Raw genomic sequence first — 25,150 nt, 5'->3', positions numbered from 1 at the left:
AGTCATTCTGCCGCTCCAGCTTCTGCTTCCTCTGTTACTCCATGGTCTCCTGTGATCACGTAAATTGGGTTCAATCCGTCAAAACGGGTCATGTTCAGGATCGGCTTGCTGCGCGCCGTCTGAAGTAACGTCACCGATGGGTCCAGGCACGCTTCGCGCATGGCCTTCATGCTGTCATGCAGCGTCTCGATGGTCGCTGCATTCACCACAATGCGTCCCTCCGGGCGTAGCCGGGACGCACACAAGGCGATCAGCTGCGCGAGTTCGCCGCCGCTGCCGCCAATGAACACCGCATCCGGATCCGGTAGTTCGTCCAGCCCTGCTGGTGCTTTGGCATGAAGAACGGTGAAGTCTGTCCGGAATTTGATCCGATTGGCCTCGATGTTCAGGAGGTCACCTTCGTTTTTTTCGATGGCGAAGACTTGTCCCTGCGGCGCGAGCCGCGTGCATTCTACCGCCACCGAGCCGGAGCCAGCGCCGATATCCCACACAATGCTGTCCACGCCTAGTCGCAGTTCAGCCAAGCTGAATGCGCGGACCTCGCGCTTGGTGATCAGGCCTTTCTCCGGTTTGCGCTGATGGAACTCCTCATCGGCAAAACCGAAACCCCGGCGCGGCGCAGGTGCATCCTTGCGGCGCAGCAAAATCACGACGTTCAGCGGGCTGCATTCTGCTGCCGCCAGCTCGCCCAAGGTGTAATGGCGGGCACGTTCATCTGCCCCGCCCAGGTTCTCGGCAACGTAGGCATCATACTCGGTCATGCCGAACTGTTGCAGGTAAGCCCCGATCGCAGCGGGGCTGTTGTGCTCGTCCGTGAGCAGCGCAATTTTGGCTTTGCCATCGATGCGCTGTGCGAGGCCCTTGAGCGGGCGTCCGTGCACGCTTTCGAGCACGGCATCGTGCCAGCTCTCGCCAAGCTGGGCAAATGCCAGCTGCAGCGAACTGAGATTAGGCCGGATCTCCAGTTGATCCGGACCGATTTTGCGCGCTAAATACCCGGCGATGCCGTAGAATAGCGGGTCTCCCGAGGCAAGCACAACGACGTTGTGTGTGGCCTGCAACGCTTTTATTTTCACAACGAGATCGCTTAAACCGCTCTTGATTGCTAACTTCTCACCCGCAAATGCCGGGAAATATTGCAGCTGGCGCTCTCCGCCCACGAGTACATCTGCCTCCTGAATGAGATTCAGGCTATCCGTTGTCAATCCTGCCGCGCCTTCTTCACCCACGCCAATAATGCGGATTTTACGATTCTTTGCTCCAGTTGTTGTCTTCGAGTTCACTGATTTCCGCCCTCCCCAGTTCCATTCCTTTCATCGTTACCAATACCACTTCCACCGTCACGCCGCCGCCAGCATGCTCCAAACAGTGCTGGCAAGCATATGTACATAACTTTTCAAAATAGGGCAAGTACCCGGCCTCGGTCATCATATCTGCCACCTGAGTCGCCGTGTTGGCTTCCTCGATCGCTTGCGCCAGTTCATCGCCGGCTCCGGTCTCGCGGGCCACGGACGCAAGAAATCCAAAATCCACCGGCGCACTCTTGGAGTGCACCATCATGACGCCTTGAGCCACTTTGGCAAATTTGCCAGGCATCCCGACCAGACTAATGCGTTTCATGCCCAGTCGTTTACCGTGTTTAATCGCAAAGCCGACAAAGTCCCCCATTTGGATAAAAGCTTCCTCCGGCAGTTCGGGCATCATTTTCATCGCGTATTTCTCACTACTGCCGCCCGTGGTCAGCACAATATGCTCACAGCTGGATGCCTGAGCAACGGAAATAGCTTGCACCACACTCGCTCTGTAGGCAGAGGTAGAGAACGGAACGACCACGCCGCGTGTACCTAAAATGGAGATGCCGCCCAGAATCCCGAGCCGGGAATTCAGGGTCTTCTTGGCGATTTCTTCGCCATCCGGGACGCTAATCACAACCCGCACTCCTCTGGCTGTGCCATGTTCGGCAAGCACCTGAGTGACGGCCTCGGTAATCATGCGGCGCGGAACGGGATTAATTGCCGCTTCACCTACAGGCACGGGCAGTCCAGGCTTTGTGACCCGGCCTACGCCGATGCCTCCGTCCAGCTCCATACCCGGCTCGTCCCGCCAGGACACATGTGCGATGATCTTTGCCCGATGCGTGGCATCCGGGTCATCCCCGGCGTCTTTGATCGTGGCACAGGTCGCTACGCCATCGGTCAGTTCCTGCTCGATCAGTTCGAACGAGTGGTCAAAGCCCGCGGGCAATGAAACCACGGCCTGTGCCGGCGTAACACCTGTTAACAGGAGCTGCGTCGCTCCCTTGGCAACGGCTGTGGCGCATGCTCCTGTGGTGAAGCCGGAACGCATTGGTTTGTCGGGGTCTGGTGTATTGCCGCCTATCATGGGGTTTGAACCTCCCGTCCTTTAATTAGCTAGTTTAAATGAGGTGGCATTACCCCTGCGTACGTGGGTGGACTTTTGGCGCTTGGGTGGTCGCTACGGGTACGGATCGTTCTTATGATCGCTGTTGTCTCCAAATTTCTTTGATTCCCTTTTTCAAAGGGAGAAATCCGGAGACAAACGCGACCGCTCCGCTTCTTCAGAATCGATTCCGTCCCCTTCGCTGCTACCTGCTTCTGCATCCACTTGGCACAGTGCGAAATGCCACCTCTTGGGCTAAACTATGCCCTGAGGTTTATTTGGGTAACTGATCATTCCATGCCAGTAGGACTTGGCTTGGAATGTAGTTACACGGTTTTGCGCTTGTTTAGAACTCCGCCTTTGGTGGTCCACTCCGGGGCCGGATCATTTTTATGATCGCGGTTGTCCCCTCGCTGCTACCTCCGTCTGCTTCCACCTGTCACAGTACGAAATGCCACCTCTTGGGCTGAGCAGTGCCCTGAGGTTTATTTTGGGTAACTGATCATTCCATGCCAGTAGTACTTGGCCTGGAATGTAGTTACGCGGTGTTGCGCTTGTGTAGACTTATATATGGTATGTCTATTTTTTAACGAACCGAGGAAACGTTATTTGGGCCAAATTCCACAAAAGAAAATTGTAACGAATTACAGCGACGTTATTTCATTTAAAAGACGTTACTCTCACTACTTTTGGCGTTTTCCAGCGGAATAACGTTACTCAGGTTCGTTAAAATATGAAACGGATGATAATCGGCAATATAAGGCCTGTAAGGTTCGTTAAAGTTCGTTATAGTTTCCTGAAATTCGTTAACGGCTCGTTTGCGTCACGATTGCCTTTACTAACCTGTGATCGTTTATTTAAACGACTACGCCTTCACTGCCATTAGGGAGATGGCGTTCAGGGCTGCTACGACGATGGTGCTTCCACCCTTGCGGCCGATGTTGGTGATAAACGGGATGTCGAGTTTGCGCAGCTCGTCTTTAGACTCGGCTGCAGATACGAATCCGACCGGCATACCGATGATCAGGCCCGGTTTGGCTTCGCCTTCTTTGACCAGACGGATCAGTTCCAGCAGTGCTGTTGGAGCATTACCAATGGCGTAGATTCCGCCTTCGTATAATTGATTTGCTTTACGCGTCGAGATGATTGCCCGAGTGGTGTTCAAGCGTTTGGCTTCCTCCATCACATCGGGATCGGAAATATGTACATGCACATCTCCGCCAAAACCACGAATGCGATCCTTGCTTACGCCAGCTTGAATCATCTGTACGTCAGCGATAACAGATTGGCCGGTGCGAAGCGCTGCAATCCCTGCTTGAATGGCATCCGGGTGGAACACCATACTGCGGCCCAGTTCGAAGTCTGCCGAGGCGTGAATGACACGTTGTACCACTGGATATTGTTCATCCGTAAAAGGATGCTCACCCAGTTCCTCCGTGATCATCTCAAAGCTTTTGCCTTCAATCTCCTGTGGTTGTACGGTCAATGGTTTAAAATCCGTTTTGAAATCCATGTGCATTTCACTCCTTCAAGTAGTGGTGTCATTCAAATATTCGTTATTCAAATTAAGACTATTGGGGCGTTCTACTGCACCAATACGCGCTTCAACTCATCCAGTACACCTTCAAAATGATCAAACACTGTTCCAAATTCAGCCTCCGGGCGTGAAATCAGCACAACATGAATGCCCAGCTCCAGTGCAGATTGGATTTTTTCATCCACTGCTCCGGTCTTGCCACTCTCCTTGGTGACCATTACGGTCGTCGCATAGTGCTTGTACAAGGCTTCATTCATTTCACGGGAAAAAGGTCCCTGCATCGCAATAATATTGCGCTGTTCCACGCCAAGCTCACCACATTTCTCCATATTGTCGAGACGTGGAAGCATGCGGGCTACGAGACGAATGTCCGGATCACCGAGCAGGTGCTTGGTGAAGATCTGCAACGTTTTGCTACCTGTCGTCAGCATGACCGAGCCCTTCAATTCTTTGGCCTTCAGTGCTGCTTCATCATAGGAAGATACGACATGTAGTAACGCATGATCATCGTACGCCAAACCCGTACGCTCATAACGAATGTATGGAATGCCTGCCTGTTTGGCTGCTTCCATCGCATTGGCATGTGCTTCTTCGGCAAACGGATGACTTGCATCCACGATGGCACGGCTACCTTTTTCACGCACCAGTTCCACCATGGCTTCCACAGTCAAACGGCCTGTCCGAACAGGTAATCCGGCTTCTGTCAGGCTATTCGCCGCACTGTCGGTTACAACAGAAGTCAGCACGTCTGCACCTTGCTGCTGGATCTGTAGAGCCAGTTCCCGTGCATCACTTGTGCCACACAACATGAAGATCATGGACGATTCACCTGCTCTGAAGTTGCTGCAACCTGTGCCTGATCGGGAGAAGCATCTTCTTGTGCATTTCCTTCATGCTCGTGATGAGTATGATGCAGCTCTTCATCGTGATCATGATGATAATCGAGTGACGCTTGACGATCGACGGCAGTCTGATTGTGATCATGATCGTGGTCATGCTTATGCGAGTGGTCATCATGTGCATGTACGTGCTTATGGTCATGCTCGTCATGATGATGCGTGTGATCATGATCCGAATGATCGCGATGGTGCGCATGGCTGTGTTCATGATGGTGATCATGACTATGCTCGTGATCGTGATGATGGTGATCATGGTCGTGGTCGTGATCATGGTGATGATCGTGGTCATGCCCATGGTCGTGATCATGATGGTGATGATGGTGTTTGGCTGCTTCAAGTCTGAATTGGCAGTTGTCACAGTTGGCTGTTACACGTCCGTATAACCCCTCATGGGCCCGCTCCAGTACGAGTTCAACCAGCTTCGGGTGAAATCCAAAGTATCCGCCAACCTCGACCTGAATGTCTGGATGTGCCGCTGCAAATTCCGCAGTCATTTCATCAATGCGCTTGATCAGTACACCTGTGAACAGGAAATAAGGCATGATGATGATTTTCTTTGCACCCAACAACAGACAGCGCTCTAATCCATCTGGGAATGATGGCTGAGTCACGCCGATAAAGCTGCTTTCCGTCCACTTGTAGGGCAGTTTCTCCCACAACATCCGGGTCATTTTGAAAAAGTCACTGTTGGCATCCGGGTCACTGCTTCCCCGTCCAAGTACCAGTACTGCGGTCTCTTCATCCGTTACCGGAGCAGGTGGAGCCGCTACCGCTGTTCCGCCTTGGGATGCGACAAGTACAGGTTGAGCTTCTTGCAGACGGGTCTGCATGATTTGAACGACTTTCTCATGAACACCGATGGGACGACCATATACGAATTCCACCTGCGGATAACGTGCCTTAGCACGGTCAATAGCGTTAGGAATATCAATCTTGGCATGACCGGCAGCAAACAAAATGATCGGTACCAACACGACACGTGTTGCCCCTCGATCCACACAAGCGGCAACACCTTCCGCAATACTTGGTCTCGTTAACTCCAGAAAACAGGTCTCTACCAACGTATTCTCCGGCGCCTTCGCCGCTACCTCACTTGCAAATTCCTTCAGTTCCCGGTTCCCCTCAGGATCACGACTCCCGTGTCCCACCAATAATATTGCATCCATCTTCTGTTATTCCTCCCCCGTCTGACCCGCAGATCAGACTTTTCATATTCATTGTTCTGGCATTCCAGTTCATCCGGCAAAAACGACGTCAAACCAATCATTCCATCCATTCGTTACATTACTCGTAATAATCAATCCATCTATGTCAGCTGAAATTCAGCGAATATTGCAAAATATTAGATACGCCTGACAAGTTACACCATCACGTCTTCCCGAAGGAAGCGATTCAGTCAAGGACTTAATCAAGGCTTAGTCAGGATTTAGTAAGGAATTAGTCACCACATATCGGATTTACTTCTACCGTGACCGGTGCATCCACATGGCGGAAGCCCTGAATTACACCAACTCGTTTGAAGAATTTGTGGAATCGCTCGTTCGGATGGCCTTTTTCCTTGTAATCGGCTACAATCCGTTCCACAATCCCACCAATCTGGTCACCCGGAATTCCCTCCGCTACGGGCTGGGCAGGGTGAGCATTACGGCCGAACTTCTTGCCCCCGAGGAACAGGTCATATGCACCTTTGCGGTACACGATGCCGATATCCTCCAGCACTGCCCCGTAACATGCCATACCGCAACCATTCAATGCCACACTCGTTTCTTTGGGTGCACCCAGTCCGCCAATCACGGCCTGCAGATGGTTAGCCATCGGGACAGCATCGTCCTTCTCCATGTTGCAGAAGTCACAGGCCTTCACCTTGATGACATCGCCGATCGGCACAACGATAAAATTCGCTGCACGCAGCTCTTCAACCAACGAGTCCGGTTCAAACGTCGGCACTCTCAAAATAATCTGGTGCTCCGGCGTGTATTCCAGTTCGCCGTCTTCACTTGCACACTGCGCCAGCAGCGCCATCTGGGCGGCGGTGAATTTTTTGTTGCCCACGCCGGGCGACACGCCGACTTCGAACAGCGGCGCCTTGCGCCCAGGCTCGGGCGCAGTGCGTACCGCCGTTGCGGTCGCGGCCTGCTGCGCACTTGCCGTTCGGCTCGGCGCTGCTGCATCCAGCCAGCGGCTCGCCGATTCGCCCGCGAGCGCTCCGCCTGCCGCGAGCCGCGTCAGCGCCTCTGCGGCGAGCGCAGCTGCGCCGGCGCGTGGCTTTTCCGCGACTCGGCCCGGAGCGGCCTCTGCCGCAACGGGCTCAGGTCGCTCGCCGGCCAGCACGGCGGTGCCGCCAGTGCTGCTCGCCGGGCTTGCCGCAGGCATAGCGGCAGCAGCCCCGGCGCCAGCGGGCGGCTGCCCTTGCGGGGCTGTGCCCGCTCCGGCGCTTGCGCCGCGCAGGGCTGGCTCCGCCTGTGGCTGCGCGGCCACTGCATCGCTGGCCGCGCTCTCACCCGCTGCCTCGCCGGAGGCGGTAGCGCGGGCTTCCCTTGCGCCGAGCGACCATGGCTCGGCTTCCGTGCGCAGTCGCTCATGAGGTCTGAGCGACTGTTCCGCGGTGTTCAGCGTATATTTCCGCTGATAACCGCGCGGTGTGACCATGAGTCCTTCGTACATCATGGTCGAGGAGTTGCCGATGATCACCGTCGTCAGCATGCCGATATCATGATTCAGCATATCCTCCAGTGTGGTCATGACGACGTCCTGACGCTCACGATATGCACTTTTCACCAGACCTACCGGGGTCTGCGGGTCACGATAACGCAGGATCATTTCCTGCGTCTCCACGATTTGACGTGTACGCCGTCCACTGCGTGGATTGTACAGAGCAATGACAAAATCAGCGGACGCTGCAGCTTCGACCCGGCGAATAATGGTCTCCCACGGCGTGAGGTGATCACTGAGGCTGATCGTACATGCATCATGCATGACGGGAGCACCCAGCAGTGAAGCACAAGACTGAATGGCCGACACGCCCGGAATAACTTCCACGGCGACACCGGTATCCGGCTTCCAGCCTTGCTCCATCAGCACCTCGTATACCAAACCTGCCATACCATAGACGCCTGCATCACCACTGGAGATTACGGCAACAATTTTGCCCATCTCCGCCTGTCTGACCGCTTCTTGTGCGCGGCTTACTTCCTCCGTCATGCCTGTGCGTACAATCGCTTGCCCGTTCAACAGAGGTCGGATAAGATCCACATAAGTATTGTATCCGATAATAACCTCGCTCTCCTGAAGTGCCTCGAGTGCCCGCTTCGTGATATGTTCCATCGCTCCCGGACCAAACCCGATAATCAGCAGCTTGCCTTGACCTTGCATTGCTTCTCCTCCTCCATCACACTTGTCCTACGGATTAAACAGTGAAGAAGGGCGGCTATGCCGACCTTCTCCCTAACTGTAAAGCGTGTTCAATTCGTCGTCCTGTCAACGCAGATCATCGAACCCAGCTCTTCTAAACCAACTGCATGATCAAACTAATCTATTCCTCTACCTGCAATTTCCCGACATATGGTTGGGTTTCGCAAGGATGTACATTTATCTAAAAAAACAAAAAAATCCCATCCTTATAACGGATGGGATACGCATGTACGTACACTCAAGAACACAGTCCCAGACTCCCGGAGGGTAATCCTGTGACTATGTGGCCCAAGGGGGCCAGCCGGGCGAACCGCTTGTTCGCCCAATTCCTGATTCTTCGTACACCATTCCTTTCCGCGAAGGGTTCGGTGACACATGCAAGGTAGGTCTCCTGGCTTTGGATCATCAGCTTCCTTTTCTGTCTTCCCCGGCTTTTTGCGAGTGACTTGGATCAAAAAGGGCTTCACCATTACAGTGGCGGGACCGCTCGGGACTTTCACCCGATTCCCTGTTACCTCTTGCTGCACGCAAGAGCACCTTGCTTGTTTTCATTCAATATTGTTTTCATAATAACACCGCTCAGGAAATAATGTCCATGCTTATGATACTTGTCCATTCTTCTATTTTCAGACAAAACAGAAAAAAGTCCTGATCCAGAAATCGGATCAGAACCAGGAGTAACATATGCATATACGATTCGTTTTAAATCATCCAACTACCTTAGGATTGAATGCACGTTAATACACATTGATCAACTGTTATTGCAGGCCACGAACTTTGTCCGCATGACCCGCCGCAAAGTAACGTCCGAGTTCAACGATGAGTGCACCCATCTTCTCTTCCTCTGGAATGACCAGCGCCTCAATGCCCTCTTCACGCATGGAGTTTGCTGTGACTTTCCCTACAGAGGCAGGGATTACACCTTGTCTGAAGGCTGCGAGCATTGGTTCAAGCTTGTCCTGCGATGCCGCATATTCGGTCAGAAATCGGACCTGAGGTCCACTCGTGAAGGCAACCGCATCAACCTCATGCTGTATAATCTCATTCAAAAGCTGTTCCAGCTCTGCCTCTTCCGGCGGTACATGGCGATAAGGGAGCACTTGCCGAACGATTGCCCCTTGTTCTTCCAACCAAGCTACAAGCTTGGGAGCTGTCTCCCCATGAAGCTGCAACATGACCTTTTTACCCTTAAGATCATGGGATGCGAATTCACGAATGAGCCCGTCCGTACTACCATCATCATCCCGTACCAGTGGCGTTAACTTGCGCTTTCTGAGTGCATTTACCGTCTTGTACCCTCTGGCTGCAATCGGAGATTCCGACAATGCATCCAGTAATTTTCCCGCCACTTCCATATCCTCGGCCATCTCAAACAACGCGTCCAATCCCATGCCCGTGGTCAATACCGCCCAGTCCGGCGGGTCCGAGATCCAGGATACCAGCCCGTCCCTGATATTTCGGTCATCCAGAAATACCGTTCCCTGTGCAGGACGCACAAGCGGGATTCCACCCATTTTTTCAACCAGTAAGGACATTTCTTTCGATTTTCGTGGTCCTGTCAATGCTACACGTACACCTGCCAAATGTTGAGCCATTCATGTTCCCCCCCGTTAGTTCAGCCGAATGTTCATCAGTCTGACTACAGTATACAGGGTACTTCTGCGAAGGGAAACTGCACTTCCCCTCTTTTTGCCCGTTCATCTATAACGATTTTTGATGGAATATATCAGGAAGGCTGGAGTTCTCCACCAAGAGAATCCTGCGTTCTTTTCTCTCCGTTCTTCTCCGAATCAGAGGCTTCTTGTCCCTGTTCATGCTTCTCTTTTTTGGACTGGTCTCCCGATCTCTGTTGGGTAGATTCTTTTTTATCCTTTTTGCGAGGACGAAGGAAAAAAAACAGCACTAGAGGGAACATCACTTCAAATACAATGGCGATCCATGTCCATTCCCGAGTAAATCGATAGAGCTGTATTGCGTTTCTGAAAAACCAGAAGGCACAGACAAAGCCCACCAGCGCGACCGGACCTGTCATGACCTTTCCCGATACGTTCGGGATCATTCGCTTCAGTCCCCAGCAGACAAAATACAGATCAAATGCAATTTTCGTAATCATGGTAGGTAAGGTTGCCGCTGCCAGCGCCAGGTCAAACCGGTCCAGAAAGTCACTAATTTGCAACTGCCTTGCCAGTTCATACGAAGGGTAGACCAGTCTGGAGGCGATAGGCACACCAATTGACGTGATGGTTTCCACCATAATCAGCATCATCACCAATCCCGAGATGATCATCCCCCACAGCACAGGCTTGAAGCGAAAATCACTGCCCTTGACAACAAAAGGCAATGCGATCATCTCTCCATAAAAAGAAAATATGTACCAGCTTCCTTTGCCCACACCCGCCGCATCGACATGAAAGTAGGGCATCAGATTATCCATATTCACTTGCTGAATCAGCATGAAAGGCACAATTACAGAATTCAACAGAAACAGGGTAACATACAGTTCTGCCATACCGATCAACGAGCCAAGCCCACCTCTGACGATAAATACCGCCATAATCATAAGTGACAATACCACAATCGAAATCGGTGTCGTTTCAAGCAAGGTTATGCTGACGTAATCACCAATTAATCGGATATCTCTTGCAAATACGAAGAAAAAAAACAGAATGTACATTACGCCTGCGAGCCTTCCCAACAAGGGGAACCGGTCAGATAGCGCTTCAAACAAATCCTGGTTCGGAAATCTGCGCTGAACCCGGCTGATCATCCACATGGATACAATCATCACCAGAACGACTGGTACATACGAGAGGTAAGCGTGCTGTTCCGCATAAAAAATGGCCTGTGCATGGGGCTGAATCAACGTGCCCGTAATGCTGAGCAGCAGCACGAGCAACACGATCTGTCGATGAGTCACACTCTGATTCATACAGTACCTCCTTTCCATCATTTATTATTCAATCTGTACTCCGCAACATCCTTAGTCTGCATCTATGGTAACGGTAAGAATCGCTGAATAACATGGCTAATCCATACCGCTACAAAAAAGGTTTTGCTCAAATGGGTTATATATAACCAAATGCCTGTTCCCAATGCAATCAGCCCATAGGATAACCAGCGATTAATAACTGCCGCCTGCTTCAGATGTCTGAAATCCATCACAATAACAACGATGACCATTCCCAAATAGGTGAACAAAAGCGGTTTAATCATGTACGATATCCTCCTCAACGACACCGATCGGTTTATTAACTACCCCTACATTTTCAATAATGACATGCGGGATAACGTTCACCTCAACATCAGGATAGATATCATCCCAGCGATCCTTCATTTTGTCCCACTCTTTAGGCAAGTGCTGATGGATAGATCGACCGATCCCGAGAATATCGGCATGATATTTTTGCTGAATTAATCGAACTCCTTCAACGATATCCTCTTTTATTTTTTTGTGGATCGCGTCATTTAGTTCCAGTATTTCTTTCTCACGCAGATCACCGTAATTCGATTCGTTATCTACTACTACTCCTTTGGCGTACAATTGAACGGTCACGGTAACCTTGTCATCCTTGACAGTGGGGTGCAGTGAAGAATTGTTCTCGTTCAGCTTGATGAATATATCTCCTTCTCCGCGTGGAGCCTTGACCATAACTTCCGGCGCATTGGCTTCCCCCATAGCGAGAATCAGTGCATCTGCGGGAGCCTTGTCAATCATGCCCACCAGCTTGTCTTTCTTGAACACGGCCAATCCATCCAGCTTGATGTTTGTTTTGGCGTCCTTCCAATTTTTTGGAACATTTTCCACTTTCGAAGCAACCGGCAGGAATGGATCTACACCATCACTAAGAATAGAATCGATGAACGTTTTCAGTGAACGTGGATTCCGCATATTTAGAAAGCAAAGCTCTCTCACCATCTCGGATGGGAATTTCTCTATAGGTGCATCCGTATCCATCACGGCGTATGCTTCACCTTTTGTAACGACTGGCAATGCTGAGAATCGGTTAAGCGGGTAACGTGTAAACAAATCGAGCATGGAGGCAACGCCGTCACGGGCAAGATCTTCCCCAATGAGCATAGTACGACGGTGCGCATAATAAATCTTGCGAGATAGCGCTTTTTGGCCCTCAAGTGTAGTCCCCCGTAGCGTCTTCGCCGTGTTGGACAACATGAACCATGATTTGTCCCCGCTTGTACCTCCGCCACCTCCCGTACTGCCAGAAGCACCGGATTGACCAGGAAGAGCAATCTGCAGACTGGATCTGTAGTTCTCCCCTTCCTTATCAATCGCAATGCCGATCACAAAGGCAATATCATTAATTTCCTTTCGATCCCAGCAACCTGCTATGAAAAGGGTACACAGCAGCAACATCAATACGGCGCGAATTTTTCGAATCAGAAACATGTGTTCACCATCCTTCCTCAGCTTCAGGCGAACCATTGATCTTTTCATTCATCCGTTTCTGGTTATCCTGAACCGTAGAAGGACGATTAATCATTTTCCACCACGGCACACGAATGAGAATATCTTTGGTATCTGTTTTGCTGTACGGGCTAAGACCTGACAGATATGGCACACCAAACGAAGTCATCTGTGTCAGATGCACCGAGATCAGAACCAAACCAATCACAATGCCGTACAGTCCGAGCATACCCGCCAGTAACATAATGGGAAATCGCAGCAAACGCACTGTAATCGCAAAGTTAAACCGCGGAATCGTGAAGGAAGCTATACCTGTCATAGATACAATAATAACCATCGGTGCCGATACAATCCCCGCCTGAACTGCGGCCTGTCCGATCACGAGTGCACCGAGGATACTGACGGCCTGACCCACCGTTTTGGGTAACCTGACCCCGGCTTCCCGGAGGGCTTCGAACGATAGCTCCATGATGAGAGCTTCCACCAAAGCCGGGAAAGGGATCGCTTCCCGTGCACCGGCAATACTCAGAATCAGCGTGGTGGGTAACATGTCCTGATGAAATGTCGTGATCGAGATATATAAGGCTGGCAAAAATAGTGCGATGGCTACGAACAAAAATCGAATCCAGCGCACCAGATTACTGATGAAGAATCGTTCGTAGTAGTCCTCACTGGCCTGAAGCATCTGCCACATCGTGACAGGAGCAATCAGCGCAAAGGGAGTACCGTCTACCATAATGGCAAACCGCCCTTCCAGCAGATTGCCTGCCACCGTATCCGGACGCTCGGAATAGTGCATCTGCGGAAATGGAGAATACGGGTGGTCTTCAATCAGTTCCTCGATATAACCCGACTCCAGAATGCCGTCGATTTTGATTTTTTCCAGGCGTTTCTTCACATCCCGGATCAACTTCGGATCAGCAATATCCTCCATATAAGTCAGAACAATATCTGTCTTGGTTTCTGTGCCGAGGGTCATACTCACCATCTTGAGAGATGGAGTTTTCAGCTTGAAGCGCAATAAAGCTGTATTGACACGGAGTGTTTCGGTGAATCCTTCCCGTGGTCCCCGAATTACAGACTCCGTTTGAGGTTCCTCCACCCCACGTCTGACGCCGCCTTTAACGTTGAACATCCAAGCTTCGTCACTTCCATCGACTACCAGAAGTGCGGAAGATGCCAGTACCCCTTCTGTCGCAGCAGCCCAGGTTTTAACCCGCTTCACCTGCGTCAGCTCAACGGTTGTATCATCCAGTGGAACATCGGGTTCATCTGTGCGCTGCTGCACCAGACCTCGAATAATCGGACGCAGCATATGCTCCTGGATATCAGCCGAGTTAACAATGCCTTCAATATAGACCAGAAGTCCTTTGACTTCCGGCGTAATCATGACGTTGCGGAAAACCACATCAGAACAATCGGAGAAGATCTCCTTTACTGCTTTAATCTGAGTTTCATGTATTGTGCTGATGGGTTGCCGAATAAAAGGCGGGGACGGCAATCCCAGAGGGATATGTTTTTTTTCTTCTGGAGCTTGTTCGGGTTGTCGGGACTTGTCATTCCCAGATGTTTTGTCTGCCATATGCCGCCCCTCCGTTCTTGTTTTTATACAAGGTAGCTTGTGCCAGACAGCTGGGAATTATGTGGTCTTTTTTGCAAAATTACGAATGAATGCTCTGAATCCAGACAGCAAAAAAGGCCTCTGTATTTAACAGAGACCTCCTTAACTATTCCAGAAGCTGTTCAACCTATATTTCAGACACGTCCTAGTTAATCGGCAAAATAATCTTCAGGGACATAACGAATCTCCGACTTCGCATAGATGCTCAGCGTGTGACGCTCCCTGTCATACTCTACACGTTCACCTTCCACGTAGTACCAGTGCTTCAAAAGATGCTGATCCTTGCGTTGGACGAAACGAAATACATTCAATTCCTGTCTGAGCTCCACAATCTGTTCCACGATCAGCTCGTCCAGACCCGTAACGGTAAATATAAAACCTGTGCCCTCCTGCTGGAACCGATAGGATAGCGCATCTGTTTTGCTATTCGCCAGTCCTCGTCCAGTTACCGCATGTTTAACCATAAACCATTCCTGTTGCGCCATAAGTACATATCCTCCTTCATCTTGGAGTTCACTCCATCAGCCATTTACGGCAGATCAATAATCATATAGAACGTGTCTTCGTTTGCTTGCAGCTCTATTGAATCCCGCTGTTCCACACGAGCTGTGTCTCCTTCATTCAACAGGTACTCTCCATTCAATCCCAGCTTGCCTTCAATGGAGAAAATGTACATCCGGCGGCCCATATCCTGATTAAAGGTTAATGTCTCGTCTTTGGCCAAACGTCCAAGGTAGATCGTCATATCCTGATGAATGGTCGCAACTCTTGGACCCCCATCCGGCGATACAATAGGTACAAGCTTTCCTGCCAGTGCTGCTGGATCAAATGATGTGGTCTCATAGGAGGGTTTCAGCCCTTTCGTATGCGGCATAAACCAGAGCTGAAGCAAACGTACCTCTTCGGTATCGGAGGCATTATGCTCGGTATGAATCATGCCACTGCCAGCTGACATTCGCTGAATACCGCCAAATGCAGTAACGGCCACGTTGCCCAGGTTATCCTCATGTCGTAGCTTGCCGTTCAGTACGATGGATACAATCTCCATGTCACTATGTGGGTGAGCCCCAAAACCGCGACCTGGAGCAATCACATCGTCGTTCGCTACCCGCATCGGTCCAAACGCCGTATTCTCCGGGTCCTGGTATTCTCCAAAGGAAAAGCTGTGACTGCCACGGAGCCAGCCTCGATCAAAGCTGGAGCGGGCATCGGATGGAATGACGTTAATCATAAAATGCATCCTCCTCATCTTAATTTGATGTACTCAACTTCAAATTTACATTCTTATTTTTATTTAGTAACATACTTATTCTCATTGTATCAGAACAGAGGCATATCGTCCAAACAAGGTGAAACGGCTGTCACCGTCCTCTAGCGACTCAGCGTGTTTCATTCCGAAGAAATATAGAGAAGGATGGCGAAATAATATACTTCCTTATATTTTGAAAAAAGCTCTCTACCGATCAGCCCGGTTCGCGAATACATATCCCGAACCGGCCTGGTCAATAAAGAGCCTCGCTGCAGAACTCATCCTGCAATTCAATATTTTTTTAAGCGATAGTTAGTCAGTTCAAGCACTCACATTCTGGCGAGCGTTCCCCTGTCTGGAGAAAAGATGATCTACAGCCAGGAAGCGGCTTCCTGTGAAGAGCAGTGTCAGGGAACCCGCCAGCAGCAGGTAATCGAACTCGGTACCACTCATGAACGGCTCACCCACTTTGGCTGTAAGCAGCACGCCACCCATAACGATGACAAACAGGGCAGCAAACACTCGTGTTCCCAGACCCAGAATCATCGCCGCACCACCCACCAACTCAATGATGGCTACAACCGATGCAAGAAATCCGGGAATACCGATACTTTCGAAAAAACCTACCGTACCGCTGATTCCACCTTCGAATTTACTCCAACCGTGCAATACAAAGATCAAACCGATCATAATCCTTGAGAAAAGTAATCCTATCTCTACACTTTTGTTATTCATGTTCATCTTCCTCCCTAGTGTTATATTCAACCTCGCATTTAGCCAAGTTGATTTATCCAATGGACCAAACAAACAAGATAGACAGCAACAGGAAAACGGTAGCCGACATCAGAACAGCATAGCGTGGCAATCTTAGCGTTACGTCCTTTTCCGGGTCCAGAAGACGTGAAATCCGTACATTTACCGACGTATCTGCAAATGAAGATTGAACGGTTAGTTCTTTTGCTCCCCAAGGCTCAGGACAAGCCCTAAGCAGCTTGAGCAACGCACTGCCAATGCCTGCCACATTGCCTGTACGCTCGATGGCTTCATTGTCCGCCAGAATTTCTCTCACAATATTGTAATGTTTAGACGTATGCTTCAATACGGGAATATAAGGCATCATGATTGCAAACACCGACAACAGCGTCGTTTTCAGTGGGTCACGGTGCCACAGATGATGGACTTCGTGGTACACAACTGCGGTCTCCTCTTCAGCATCCAGCATCGTCAGAAGTCCTGTGGAAAGTACGATGCAAGGTTTCCATAAACCGATTGTAAATGCAACCGGCGATGACTTGTCCACCACAATGAATCCGGGCTGTCCGAGATGGAGATACCTAGACTCCAATTCACGGGATAACGCACGAACCTCCATGGAGCGGAGTTTACGCACAGCTGCCCTGGTTTTCATCATACGAACCGTTAGCAGCCAGCCTGTTCCGGCAAATGTCAGCAAGACCAGTGCCAGCAGGAAATGTCCCACGGATAACCAGCCCAGACGACTCATCCAATGATTGCAGAGCCAGAGCAGATTAAACGGGATATCCCAGCCAAAAATTTTGTACATCGCGTACATGAACATCTGCATGAACACGAGTAACGGAATGCCAAACCCGACGGTAAACAAAAGCTTCGAGCGGGCCTTCCACATCTTAATCGCTATCCTTTTTCCACTGTTTGATCTTCTGTTCCAGGCGTTCAATCAGACCCGCATCTGCTTCATCCAGCGCATCCAGCATATGATTCAATGCCAGAGCTCCGAATTCATCCACCAACTCATGTGACAGTTCCTTGGATTGGTCGTTCATAAACTCCTCCTTGCTCTGTACCGGTTGGTACATAGATGTTCTGCCCTTCTGAGACTTGCCAAGCAGTCCTTTGTCTACGAGCCGGTTCATCACGGTCATGACTGTATTAAAATTGACGTCTTTGTCTTGTTCAAGTGCGGTCTGCACTTCACGGATGCTGCTGCCAGGACAAGCCCATAAAATGTCCATGATCTTGGCCTCCAGCGGACCGAAAAATCGGTTGAGCCCACGCTCACCCACTTTGAAATTGTGTATTCTCATTTTTCTGACACCCCTCACACTACCCATTGTAGTGCCATCAAATGAGAAGTCAACCTCTATGTCAGCTATTTTATGTAAATGATTTGTAAATTTGTTTTCCATTTCAGAAAAAAAGCGAAAGATCGGGGAGTTCCGCACGTTCGCGGTTCTGCCCGATCTTCACCGAATATCAGTCAATATTTATTGTAGAACATGGACAAACTGTACTTTATTTTCCATCCTGTGACGGCATATGTGCAGAAATATCCACACCGAGTCCATGAGCCAAACGTCCGCCAAGCTGTCCATCCGCCCGGAAGAAGTGGCACAGGGCACGCATTTGAATATCAACAGATACGCCCTTAAGGTCATTAATCAGATTATCCAGCAAATGCTGCTGCTCTACAGGGGTAAATGAACGGAAAAGCTCACCTGACTGCGTGTAATCATCCGTCTTCTCGATTTTCTCGCGTGTAACATGCCCTTGCAACGGAACCTGACTATCCCGGTATGCCGGATCTTCCTGTGGGCTGTTTCCGGAACTGTTGGGTTCATAGTTCACCGGAGATGGGTCCTGATTCACATTCATGAGTCCATCACGCTGATGATTACGAACAGGTGCGTACGGGCAATTCACTGGAATTTGCAAATAGTTCGTTCCAAGCCGGTGACGCTGTGTGTCCGGATAAGAGAATAAGCGTCCTTGCAGCAATTTGTCCTCGGAAGGCTCAATTCCAGGTACAAGCGCACTAGGAGAAAAAGCCGCCTGCTCCACTTCAGCAAAGAAGTTTTGCGGATTCCGATTCAGAGTCATCGTGCCCACCGTATGGAACGGCAATACATCTTCTGGCCACGTTTTGGTTGGATCGAGCGGATCAAAAGCAAAATCATCCATCTGCTCAGGCTTCAACAGCTGTACCTGAAGCTTCCACTGCGGATACTGCCCATTCTTGATATGTTCATGCAGGTCCCGTGTAGCATGGTTAAAGTCTTGCCCCTGTACTTCGGCAGCTTCCTGACGAGAGAAGCCTCGAACCCCCTGTGCAGACTCCCATTTATATTTTACATAGTGTACCTGCCCCTGTGCATTGATCCATTTGAAAGCATGCACGCCGAATCCATCCATCTCCCGGTAACTCGCCGGTGTGCCCAGATCAGAGAACAACCAGGTCATCATATGCGTTGATTCTGGTGAAAGGGTCATAAAGTCCCAATATCTCGCCGGTTCCTGAATATTCGTATCCGGAGCTGGCTTCAGGGAGTGAACCATATCGGGGAACTTCATCGCATCACGAATGAAGAACACAGGCAGATGGTTGCCGACGAGATCATAGTTGCCTTCACGCGTGTAGAATTTTACAGCAAATCCACGTGGATCTCGTGCAGTCTCTGGTGATCCTGTACCGTGAATAACGGTTGAGAAACGAACCAGTACATCCGTCTCCGTACCCGGATCTTGCAGGAAGTCCGCTGTTGTATACTCCTTCATGCTCTGCTCCAGCGTGAATACGCCATGAGCACCTGCTCCTCTTGCATGTACCACCCGTTCTGGAATACGTTCACGGTCAAAGTGGGCAATTTTCTCAATGAGATGGTAGTCTTCAAGCAGTGTCGGCCCTCTTCTGCCTGCTGTGCGGGAATGCTGATTGTCACCTACGGGTGCGCCCTGATTGGTTGTCATACGTTCTGTCATCATGTCGTCCTCCTCTAATGGGTTTCACGGCTGCTATATATCTACTATTAAAATCATATTCGGCTTCGATTTAAATATACATTTAGACTTGATCTAACTGTTAAATTGATTCTAACATGTCCAACTCTGCTCTTGCATGAGGTTCACATGAGTTTAAGATGAGGTTCACACACACTTCATGAATGAAGCATGAACATATTTTTAAGGGAATGATTCTGATCTGCCTATCTATTAGGTAATACCCGAAAAAGCGTGGAGTGAACGATAAAATTGGGCAAAAAAAAAGCGGACTAATCCGCCAGGCGGTAGCCCACTCCTCTTACTGTTACGATATATTGCGGCGAAGACGCGTTATCGCCCAATTTTTTGCGCAAGCTTTTGATATGAACATCGACCACATTACTTCCACCCGTAAAGTCCGTCTCCCAGATATCACTGAGCATTTCCTCACGGGAAATGACTGCGCCTTTGGCATCAATCAGTTTGAGCAACAGATCATACTCGGTCTTGGTCAAGTGAATTCGGTTATTATCGCGCTGTACACTCATGCGTTCACGATCGAGCCACAGATCCTTGAATCCAATACGCTGCCCTTCCTCAGGCAAAAATCCACGTTTGGGCAGAGCAGGACTGTTGCCAATCATACGCTGCACCCGGTATAGAGCTTCCTGCGGGCGTGCAGGCCACACCAGCAATTCCTCCTGAAGCATCGGTCCACTCGCGCTGCCTATCATCTTCTCACCGACCAGATATAGACAAGGCGTGGTATGTTCCGCCTCCCGGTTCAATCGGCTGCTGATCCCCGCGAATGCATCAATGGTTCCTGCAACAGACAGATCATAGATCAACAGATCGAAGACAAGACGCTCATGCAGATCCGGTTCCCAGCGGTGAAAGACCAGCACATCGAAGCAGCTATCCGTCAAGGCCTTTACCAGTTCATGTACTTGCCCCGGCATCGGGCTGATTAGAATAACACGGCGTGTAACAGGACAATTGTCCACAAGAGGCGCTGAATCGGACAAGGCTGGTTTAACCCGCAGAGGTAAACGACGGCCAGGCAGCTTTATTTTTACTTGATCCGTTTGTTTCTGCATTCCCCGCAGACACCTCCAAAGACCACATGAGCATGGTCGATTGCATATCCGGTTTCTTCAGCTACCTGTTTCATCCATTGTGGAGGAACCTCCGTCATCACCTCGTCCACTTTGCCGCACACTTCACACATAATGTGCTGATGATCATCCATACGGGCATCGTATCGGCTTGCTGTCTCCCCAAGCTTAAGCTCCCGGATCAATTCTTTGTCCGTCAGATAACGAAGAGAATTATATACCGTACCATAGGCCAGATTATATCCTTGTTCCACGAGTCGATTCATGACCTCAGCAGCTGTCGGGTGATCCTCCGAATGGCGCACCACATCATATACCGCTTGCCGTTGTATCGTCAGATTTAAAGTTCTCACAACCATTTCTCCTTTATTATTGATTCATTTTATATGAAATCAGACGCTGATTTTCTACTTGCGATAGTTTCCCCAAAAAGGAAAGAATGAATTTTGATTTAGATTAAGTATAAATCTCATTGTATAATGAAGTCAATATCCACGCCAATAACCCGGATATGGAATTAAAAAGCCCTTTCCCAGCAATCCCCTCAAAAATTTGGGATAATATGGTTCGCTACTGCATCATTTTTCAGATAAAATATAGAGATGTGCGTAAAAAGGGGGAATGTCGGTTGTTTAGCACTTTTTTCATTAATATCTGTGTCATGATTACGTTTATGTATGTGTCCGGAATCATCGCCAAGTTCTATAGTATCCGATTGCCATTTCCCTCATTACGTGTTCAGATGATCGGCGGCTTATTATTCGGCATATATGGCACAGTACTCATGAACTATTCCTTCCCTCTGAACGAGACTACGATTGTAGATCTACGGCATCTGGCCATCGTAACGGCAGCTGTATATCTTGGAGGACTGGCTTCGGTCATTACGGGACTCGTTATATCGATCCTTCGTATTCTGATGTTTGGCATATCTTCCTCTGCTATTGATGCAGGATTTGTCATGACGCTAATCGGACTGTCCGGTGTATATTTCGCCTATGCCTCCTGGTCCAGACTGACCAAAATTATTACGATGAATCTGCTGGGCATAACGTTGATCTTTATCATCCTTATGCTGAACACGGACAGCATGAATTCATTAATGAAGGTATATCCTTTACAGATGACCATTTCCTTTGTCGGTGGGATCTTTATCTATTTCATCGCAGAATTTATTAATAAATCCAATGAAATGTTATTTCTTTTGGAAAGAAGGGCATCTACCGACCATCTTACCAACCTGAGCAATCGACGACAGTTCGAAAAATCACTTCAATCGGAGCTTCAGCATGCGCGGGATTACCAACAAAAGCTGTCCTTGCTGGCCATCGATATTGACCGATTCAAAAAGGTAAACGACACCTTCGGTCATTCCGCCGGCGATGCGGTCCTGAAGCAACTCGGACAACTGCTCGTAGAACATGCACGTTCTGCCGATATCGTGTCACGAAACGGTGGTGAAGAATTCGCTATTCTCTTGCTCGATTGTGGCCACCGACAGGCCATGGCTATCGCTGAATCGATCCGCCAAGGGGTAGAGAGATATCAATTTGCCCTTCCTGACGGGCACACGATACGTCTAACCATTTCCATTGGTGTAGCTGTGTATCCGGATCATTGTGATGATCATGATGATAACGATTTCTTCGAACAGGCCGACCGTGCATTATATGAGGCGAAGAATACAGGGCGTAATCGCGTGTGTGCCTTACCACTTCGCCCTCTGCCTCTTACACTTTAAAGCCTGTTATCAACCTGCCATGTTCGACTTCACAAAAAGGGATGTCTCGTTCGCCATTCAGGCGTACAGGACATCCCTTTGCTTATGGATGATTATATATCATCCGAGCTTGTGTGCTGACAGGATATTTAGGCAAGGATGCCCTCAATCTCCTCGATAATGGAAGCATCCAGCTTCACACCAGATGCAGCTGCATTCTCTTTTACCTGCTCGGGACGACTCGCCCCTACAAGTGCACTGGATACATTGTTCTGGCGCAGAATCCAGGCAAGGGCCAATTGGCCAACCTTCAGATCCAGCTTGTCCGCCACTTCAATCAGTTGACGAACTTTCCCGATGCGATCCGCATTGATCTTTCCTTCATCCCAGCCAAGCTTGGCAGCACGGCTGTTCTCCGGAATATCAGAAACGGACGTATATTTCCCGGTCAATAGACCTTGAGCAAGCGGGGAGTATACGACTTGTCCGATGCCTTTACGTTCACCCAGCGGAATAATCTCATTTTCGATATATCGGTCAAACATGTTGTACACCGGCTGATTGACCACGATATGATCCAGGAGCAGACGATCTGCTGTACCCAACGCAGCTTCCATCTGAGCCGCAGTCCACTGGCTGACGCCAACATACAACACTTTGCCCTGACGCACCAGATCATCGAGCGCACGAAGTGTTTCTTCAATCGGTGTTTCTGTATGATAACGATGGCAATAATAGATATCCACATATTCAACGCCTAAGCGCTTCAAGCTGGCTTCACATTGCTCCTTGATATGTTTGCGAGACAGCCCCTGGTCATTCGGACCATCGCCCATTTTGCCAAAAACTTTGGTTGCAAGCACATAGGAGTCACGGGAGTACGCTTTGAGCGTCTGCCCCAGCAGTTCCTCTGCTGCACCGCGCTCGTATACATTGGCTGTATCAAAAAAGTTAATGCCTTCATCGAATGCAGTTTCAATTGATTTCACCGCATTTTCACGTTCCACATACCCTCCGTACGTCAGCCAGCTTCCCAGGCTGATCTCGCTCACTTTCAGTCCGCTTCCACCTAATCTACGATAATCCAATGTGCATCCTCCTCTGTTGGTTATAAAGATGAAGTTCACATTCTATTGTAACGTAACCAGCTCGGAATAAAAGGGCTTTGGCTCAGAAAATGGAAAATTCAAAGAAGCGCATCTACGATAGGTGCGCTTCTTTGAAATATTTATATTCGTCTATCTACTTAATTAAGGCAGCGTAATACTTAATGCGTTCAACAGATCCGCCTGTCTGACCGGCTTCGTCAGAACAGCATCAAAGGTTTCCGCCTCATGCAGGTCAATATGCATACCATAGGGAACCAGAGCAATCACGGGCAGATTCACCAACCGCTGTTTTAGCTCATGTACAAAATCGACTGCGCCACCTTCCAGTAGTCCCATATCTACAACGGCCACATCCGGCTTGAAGCCTTCCTTGATCCAATCATGCGCTACGGTCGAACCGGAGGTCATATGCACATCCATCTCCCATCTGCGCATCAGGGAAGAGACGCCTTGCAAAATATCAGGGTCTTTGGCAAGCAATACCTTTCTGCCTTTTAACCGCTGCTGAACACTTGCAAGCTGTGGCAACTCCCAGTACCTGCGTAAAGGAAGGCTAATCTGAAATTCCGTCTCATTCTCCATCATACGATCCACCTGAATACGGCCATGCATGAGAATGGCAAGGTTCTGACTTACCGCCAGACCCAAATTGCTTCCAATCAGTTTTTGGATGTCCGATAACATCTGGCCCGTGTACTTTACCTTGAGCAAAAGTGTGCCGGTCTCCTCGGTCTCTTCTCCGTTCACCACTGCCGTGATAAGAACCGACCCTTCACGCGTTGAATCAAGAGCATATTGAATGACATGCGCAAGCAACTGTCCAATCTTGACTTCATCACCAACGAACACTTGCGAAACATTCAGTTCAAGATTCAATCCAAGCTCAATGTTCTTGCCCATCGCAGTCCCGGCATACAGATAAACGGTATTCTCAATGGTGCCGACCAGATCGAACGGATCATCATGTATAACGGTTTTCCCTGCTTCATTAATGTTGAAATTCATCATATTATTCAGTAAGGAGAGCAGAATATTGCCGCTCGTCTCGATCATATTCACATATTCCGACTGTTCCTCAGACATATCCGGAGTACGCATCAGATCCGTCAGTCCCAAGATCCCATTCAACGGATTTCGAATCTCATGACTCATCAGCTTTAGCATCTGTGTTTTGGTCATAGCCTCGGATTCGGCCCGTTCCTTCTCTGCCTGGAGCTGCTCTTGCATCTGTTCCGAATCACTCAGTTTCCGTTCCTGTACATGCAGCGTGCTCTCCAGATCGACAACATATCCTAGAAAGACAGCCATCGCATTCAGCGTCTTCATGTCCGTTTCGCTGATCACGTAATCAGGATTATCCATCAGACAGATGGTGCCGAATGTTTCACCGGATCTTCGCATAATGGGCACGCCCACGAAGAATCGATTTCCGAGTTCACTCGTGACGTCCATCGTTCGTGTCATCGGATGTTCACAAGTATCCTGGATGGTAAGAACGCTGCCCTTGTCTCTTAATACCAGACTGCAGTATGAATCCGTAAATGGAAGTACACTGCCTTTAACGATTAACTCTTCCGTACGATTAAAAGCCTCCAAAATGACATTTGTCACCCTGTCATTCGTGGCAACGAAGATGGTATTGACCTTCAATATGCCGCTTAATACGTCTACGATATGGGCCGCAGCTTCCTTTATATCTTCATAGAAGCCTCTCGTAATGCCTTCTGCCGTCCCCATGATTCACCCCTCTTATCTTAGCTGCACTTTCAAATCTGTATATCAGAATGTTTAATCACGTACAGGGGTCATCAAAAATCCGAATAGCTGTCACAATCTATACTTATATGATTAACACCGTAGAAGTATAAGAGAATCATACTCCCTGTCTATTGCTCATTTGCGGTCAAAAACAGATCTTAACCGAATGG

General features: G+C 49.4%; 22 protein-coding genes and 1 riboswitch. Of the genes, 1 reads left to right on the top strand and 21 read right to left on the bottom strand.

Features of this window, described 5'->3' with window-relative positions; all coding sequences use genetic code 11:
- Nucleotides 1-2: 2 nt before the first annotated feature.
- The 19 genes from cbiE to OM416_RS21020 all read right to left on the bottom strand — a co-directional run bounded on the left by cbiE (nt 3) and on the right by OM416_RS21020 (nt 20,746).
- Nucleotides 3-1,283, bottom strand: coding sequence for a precorrin-6y C5,15-methyltransferase (decarboxylating) subunit CbiE (gene cbiE / locus OM416_RS21110; protein ID WP_264932713.1), 1,281 nt, complete (start codon nt 1,281-1,283; stop codon nt 3-5).
- Complete coding sequence (locus tag OM416_RS21105) at nt 1,246-2,382, bottom strand: cobalt-precorrin-5B (C(1))-methyltransferase (protein WP_264932712.1); 1,137 nt, start codon at nt 2,380-2,382, stop codon at nt 1,246-1,248. The genes cbiE and OM416_RS21105 overlap by 38 nt, the downstream gene beginning before the upstream one ends.
- 883 nt (nt 2,383-3,265) lie before the next feature.
- Complete coding sequence (locus OM416_RS21100; protein ID WP_264932711.1) at nt 3,266-3,913, bottom strand: precorrin-8X methylmutase; 648 nt, start codon at nt 3,911-3,913, stop codon at nt 3,266-3,268.
- Between the two features lie 71 nt (nt 3,914-3,984).
- The gene (gene cobK, locus OM416_RS21095; protein ID WP_076332457.1) at nt 3,985-4,755 is read right to left on the bottom strand and encodes a precorrin-6A reductase; all 771 of its coding nucleotides are present in this window, start codon (nt 4,753-4,755) and stop codon (nt 3,985-3,987) included.
- A complete protein-coding gene (locus OM416_RS21090) occupies nt 4,752-6,002 on the bottom strand; it encodes a sirohydrochlorin chelatase (protein WP_264932708.1) in 1,251 nt (416 codons plus the stop codon). The genes cobK and OM416_RS21090 overlap by 4 nt, the downstream gene beginning before the upstream one ends.
- A 271-nt stretch (nt 6,003-6,273) precedes the next feature.
- A complete protein-coding gene (gene cobJ, locus OM416_RS21085; RefSeq protein ID WP_264932706.1) occupies nt 6,274-8,208 on the bottom strand; it encodes a precorrin-3B C(17)-methyltransferase in 1,935 nt (644 codons plus the stop codon).
- A 402-nt stretch (nt 8,209-8,610) separates the two neighbouring features.
- A riboswitch (cobalamin riboswitch) is annotated at nt 8,611-8,803 on the bottom strand.
- Between the two features lie 202 nt (nt 8,804-9,005).
- Entirely contained in the window at nt 9,006-9,842 is an 837-nt protein-coding gene (locus OM416_RS21080; protein ID WP_264932704.1) for a uroporphyrinogen-III synthase, read from the bottom strand.
- A 131-nt stretch (nt 9,843-9,973) separates the two neighbouring features.
- The gene (locus OM416_RS21075; RefSeq protein ID WP_264932703.1) at nt 9,974-11,176 is read right to left on the bottom strand and encodes a GerAB/ArcD/ProY family transporter; all 1,203 of its coding nucleotides are present in this window, start codon (nt 11,174-11,176) and stop codon (nt 9,974-9,976) included.
- A gap of 62 nt (nt 11,177-11,238) precedes the next feature.
- Entirely contained in the window at nt 11,239-11,460 is a 222-nt protein-coding gene (locus OM416_RS21070) for a hypothetical protein (protein WP_062836859.1), read from the bottom strand.
- Nucleotides 11,453-12,652, bottom strand: a complete 1,200-nt coding sequence (locus OM416_RS21065; protein ID WP_264932702.1) for a Ger(x)C family spore germination protein — start codon at nt 12,650-12,652, stop codon at nt 11,453-11,455. Before OM416_RS21065 ends, OM416_RS21070 begins: the two co-directional genes overlap by 8 nt.
- A 4-nt stretch (nt 12,653-12,656) precedes the next feature.
- Entirely contained in the window at nt 12,657-14,252 is a 1,596-nt protein-coding gene (locus OM416_RS21060; protein ID WP_264932701.1) for a spore germination protein, read from the bottom strand.
- A gap of 188 nt (nt 14,253-14,440) precedes the next feature.
- Nucleotides 14,441-14,776 carry a hypothetical protein gene (locus OM416_RS21055; RefSeq protein ID WP_264932699.1) on the bottom strand — a complete coding sequence of 112 codons (336 nt, stop codon included), beginning with the start codon at nt 14,774-14,776 and terminating at the stop codon, nt 14,441-14,443.
- A gap of 44 nt (nt 14,777-14,820) precedes the next feature.
- A complete protein-coding gene (locus tag OM416_RS21050) occupies nt 14,821-15,522 on the bottom strand; it encodes a pirin family protein (protein WP_264932697.1) in 702 nt (233 codons plus the stop codon).
- A 339-nt stretch (nt 15,523-15,861) separates the two neighbouring features.
- Nucleotides 15,862-16,275, bottom strand: coding sequence for a DoxX family protein (locus tag OM416_RS21045; protein ID WP_062836855.1), 414 nt, complete (start codon nt 16,273-16,275; stop codon nt 15,862-15,864).
- 52 nt (nt 16,276-16,327) lie between these two features.
- A complete protein-coding gene (locus OM416_RS21040; protein ID WP_264932695.1) occupies nt 16,328-17,188 on the bottom strand; it encodes a M56 family metallopeptidase in 861 nt (286 codons plus the stop codon).
- A gap of 1 nt (nt 17,189) precedes the next feature.
- On the bottom strand, nt 17,190-17,606 hold the full coding sequence (locus OM416_RS21035) for a BlaI/MecI/CopY family transcriptional regulator (protein WP_264932694.1): 417 nt from the start codon (nt 17,604-17,606) through the stop codon (nt 17,190-17,192).
- A gap of 208 nt (nt 17,607-17,814) precedes the next feature.
- Nucleotides 17,815-19,278: a catalase gene (locus OM416_RS21030; protein WP_319951923.1), complete on the bottom strand. Its 1,464-nt coding sequence runs from the start codon at nt 19,276-19,278 to the stop codon at nt 17,815-17,817.
- Between the two features lie 290 nt (nt 19,279-19,568).
- Nucleotides 19,569-20,375, bottom strand: a complete 807-nt coding sequence (locus OM416_RS21025) for a winged-helix domain-containing protein (protein ID WP_076332450.1) — start codon at nt 20,373-20,375, stop codon at nt 19,569-19,571.
- Entirely contained in the window at nt 20,351-20,746 is a 396-nt protein-coding gene (locus OM416_RS21020; protein WP_145324627.1) for a Fur family transcriptional regulator, read from the bottom strand. Before OM416_RS21020 ends, OM416_RS21025 begins: the two co-directional genes overlap by 25 nt.
- A 275-nt stretch (nt 20,747-21,021) precedes the next feature.
- On the opposite strand from OM416_RS21020, the gene OM416_RS21015 reads away from it, so the two are divergent.
- Nucleotides 21,022-22,134, top strand: a complete 1,113-nt coding sequence (locus OM416_RS21015) for a GGDEF domain-containing protein (protein WP_264932692.1) — start codon at nt 21,022-21,024, stop codon at nt 22,132-22,134.
- A 128-nt stretch (nt 22,135-22,262) separates the two neighbouring features.
- On the opposite strand, the gene OM416_RS21010 is transcribed toward OM416_RS21015, so the two are convergent.
- On the bottom strand, nt 22,263-23,201 hold the full coding sequence (locus OM416_RS21010) for an aldo/keto reductase family protein (RefSeq protein WP_062836849.1): 939 nt from the start codon (nt 23,199-23,201) through the stop codon (nt 22,263-22,265).
- A 162-nt stretch (nt 23,202-23,363) separates the two neighbouring features.
- Entirely contained in the window at nt 23,364-24,959 is a 1,596-nt protein-coding gene (locus tag OM416_RS21005; RefSeq protein ID WP_264932690.1) for a histidine kinase dimerization/phospho-acceptor domain-containing protein, read from the bottom strand.
- Nucleotides 24,960-25,150: the final 191 nt, after the last annotated feature.

The organism is Paenibacillus sp. LS1, from assembly GCF_026013365.1.
In the GTDB taxonomy this organism is placed as follows: Bacteria; Bacillota; Bacilli; order Paenibacillales; family Paenibacillaceae; genus Paenibacillus.
This window is presented reverse-complemented; position numbering and strand designations above follow the sequence as displayed.

Coding starts and splice junctions, on each gene's coding strand:
- OM416_RS21040 (WP_264932695.1), bottom strand. CDS start 17,188: ATGTGGAAGGCCCGCTCGAAGCTTTTGTTTACCGTCGGGTTTGGCATT.
- OM416_RS21030 (WP_319951923.1), bottom strand. CDS start 19,278: ATGACAGAACGTATGACAACCAATCAGGGCGCACCCGTAGGTGACAAT.
- OM416_RS21070 (WP_062836859.1), bottom strand. CDS start 11,460: ATGATTAAACCGCTTTTGTTCACCTATTTGGGAATGGTCATCGTTGTT.
- OM416_RS21055 (WP_264932699.1), bottom strand. CDS start 14,776: ATGGCGCAACAGGAATGGTTTATGGTTAAACATGCGGTAACTGGACGA.
- OM416_RS21060 (WP_264932701.1), bottom strand. CDS start 14,252: ATGGCAGACAAAACATCTGGGAATGACAAGTCCCGACAACCCGAACAA.
- OM416_RS21080 (WP_264932704.1), bottom strand. CDS start 9,842: ATGGCTCAACATTTGGCAGGTGTACGTGTAGCATTGACAGGACCACGA.
- OM416_RS21005 (WP_264932690.1), bottom strand. CDS start 24,959: ATGGGGACGGCAGAAGGCATTACGAGAGGCTTCTATGAAGATATAAAG.
- cobK (WP_076332457.1), bottom strand. CDS start 4,755: ATGATCTTCATGTTGTGTGGCACAAGTGATGCACGGGAACTGGCTCTA.
- OM416_RS21100 (WP_264932711.1), bottom strand. CDS start 3,913: ATGGATTTCAAAACGGATTTTAAACCATTGACCGTACAACCACAGGAG.
- OM416_RS21065 (WP_264932702.1), bottom strand. CDS start 12,652: ATGTTTCTGATTCGAAAAATTCGCGCCGTATTGATGTTGCTGCTGTGT.
- OM416_RS21075 (WP_264932703.1), bottom strand. CDS start 11,176: ATGAATCAGAGTGTGACTCATCGACAGATCGTGTTGCTCGTGCTGCTG.
- OM416_RS21045 (WP_062836855.1), bottom strand. CDS start 16,275: ATGAATAACAAAAGTGTAGAGATAGGATTACTTTTCTCAAGGATTATG.
- OM416_RS21050 (WP_264932697.1), bottom strand. CDS start 15,522: ATGATTAACGTCATTCCATCCGATGCCCGCTCCAGCTTTGATCGAGGC.
- OM416_RS21035 (WP_264932694.1), bottom strand. CDS start 17,606: ATGAGAATACACAATTTCAAAGTGGGTGAGCGTGGGCTCAACCGATTT.
- OM416_RS21090 (WP_264932708.1), bottom strand. CDS start 6,002: ATGGATGCAATATTATTGGTGGGACACGGGAGTCGTGATCCTGAGGGG.
- OM416_RS21105 (WP_264932712.1), bottom strand. CDS start 2,382: ATGATAGGCGGCAATACACCAGACCCCGACAAACCAATGCGTTCCGGC.
- cobJ (WP_264932706.1), bottom strand. CDS start 8,208: ATGCAAGGTCAAGGCAAGCTGCTGATTATCGGGTTTGGTCCGGGAGCG.
- OM416_RS21025 (WP_076332450.1), bottom strand. CDS start 20,375: ATGCAGAAACAAACGGATCAAGTAAAAATAAAGCTGCCTGGCCGTCGT.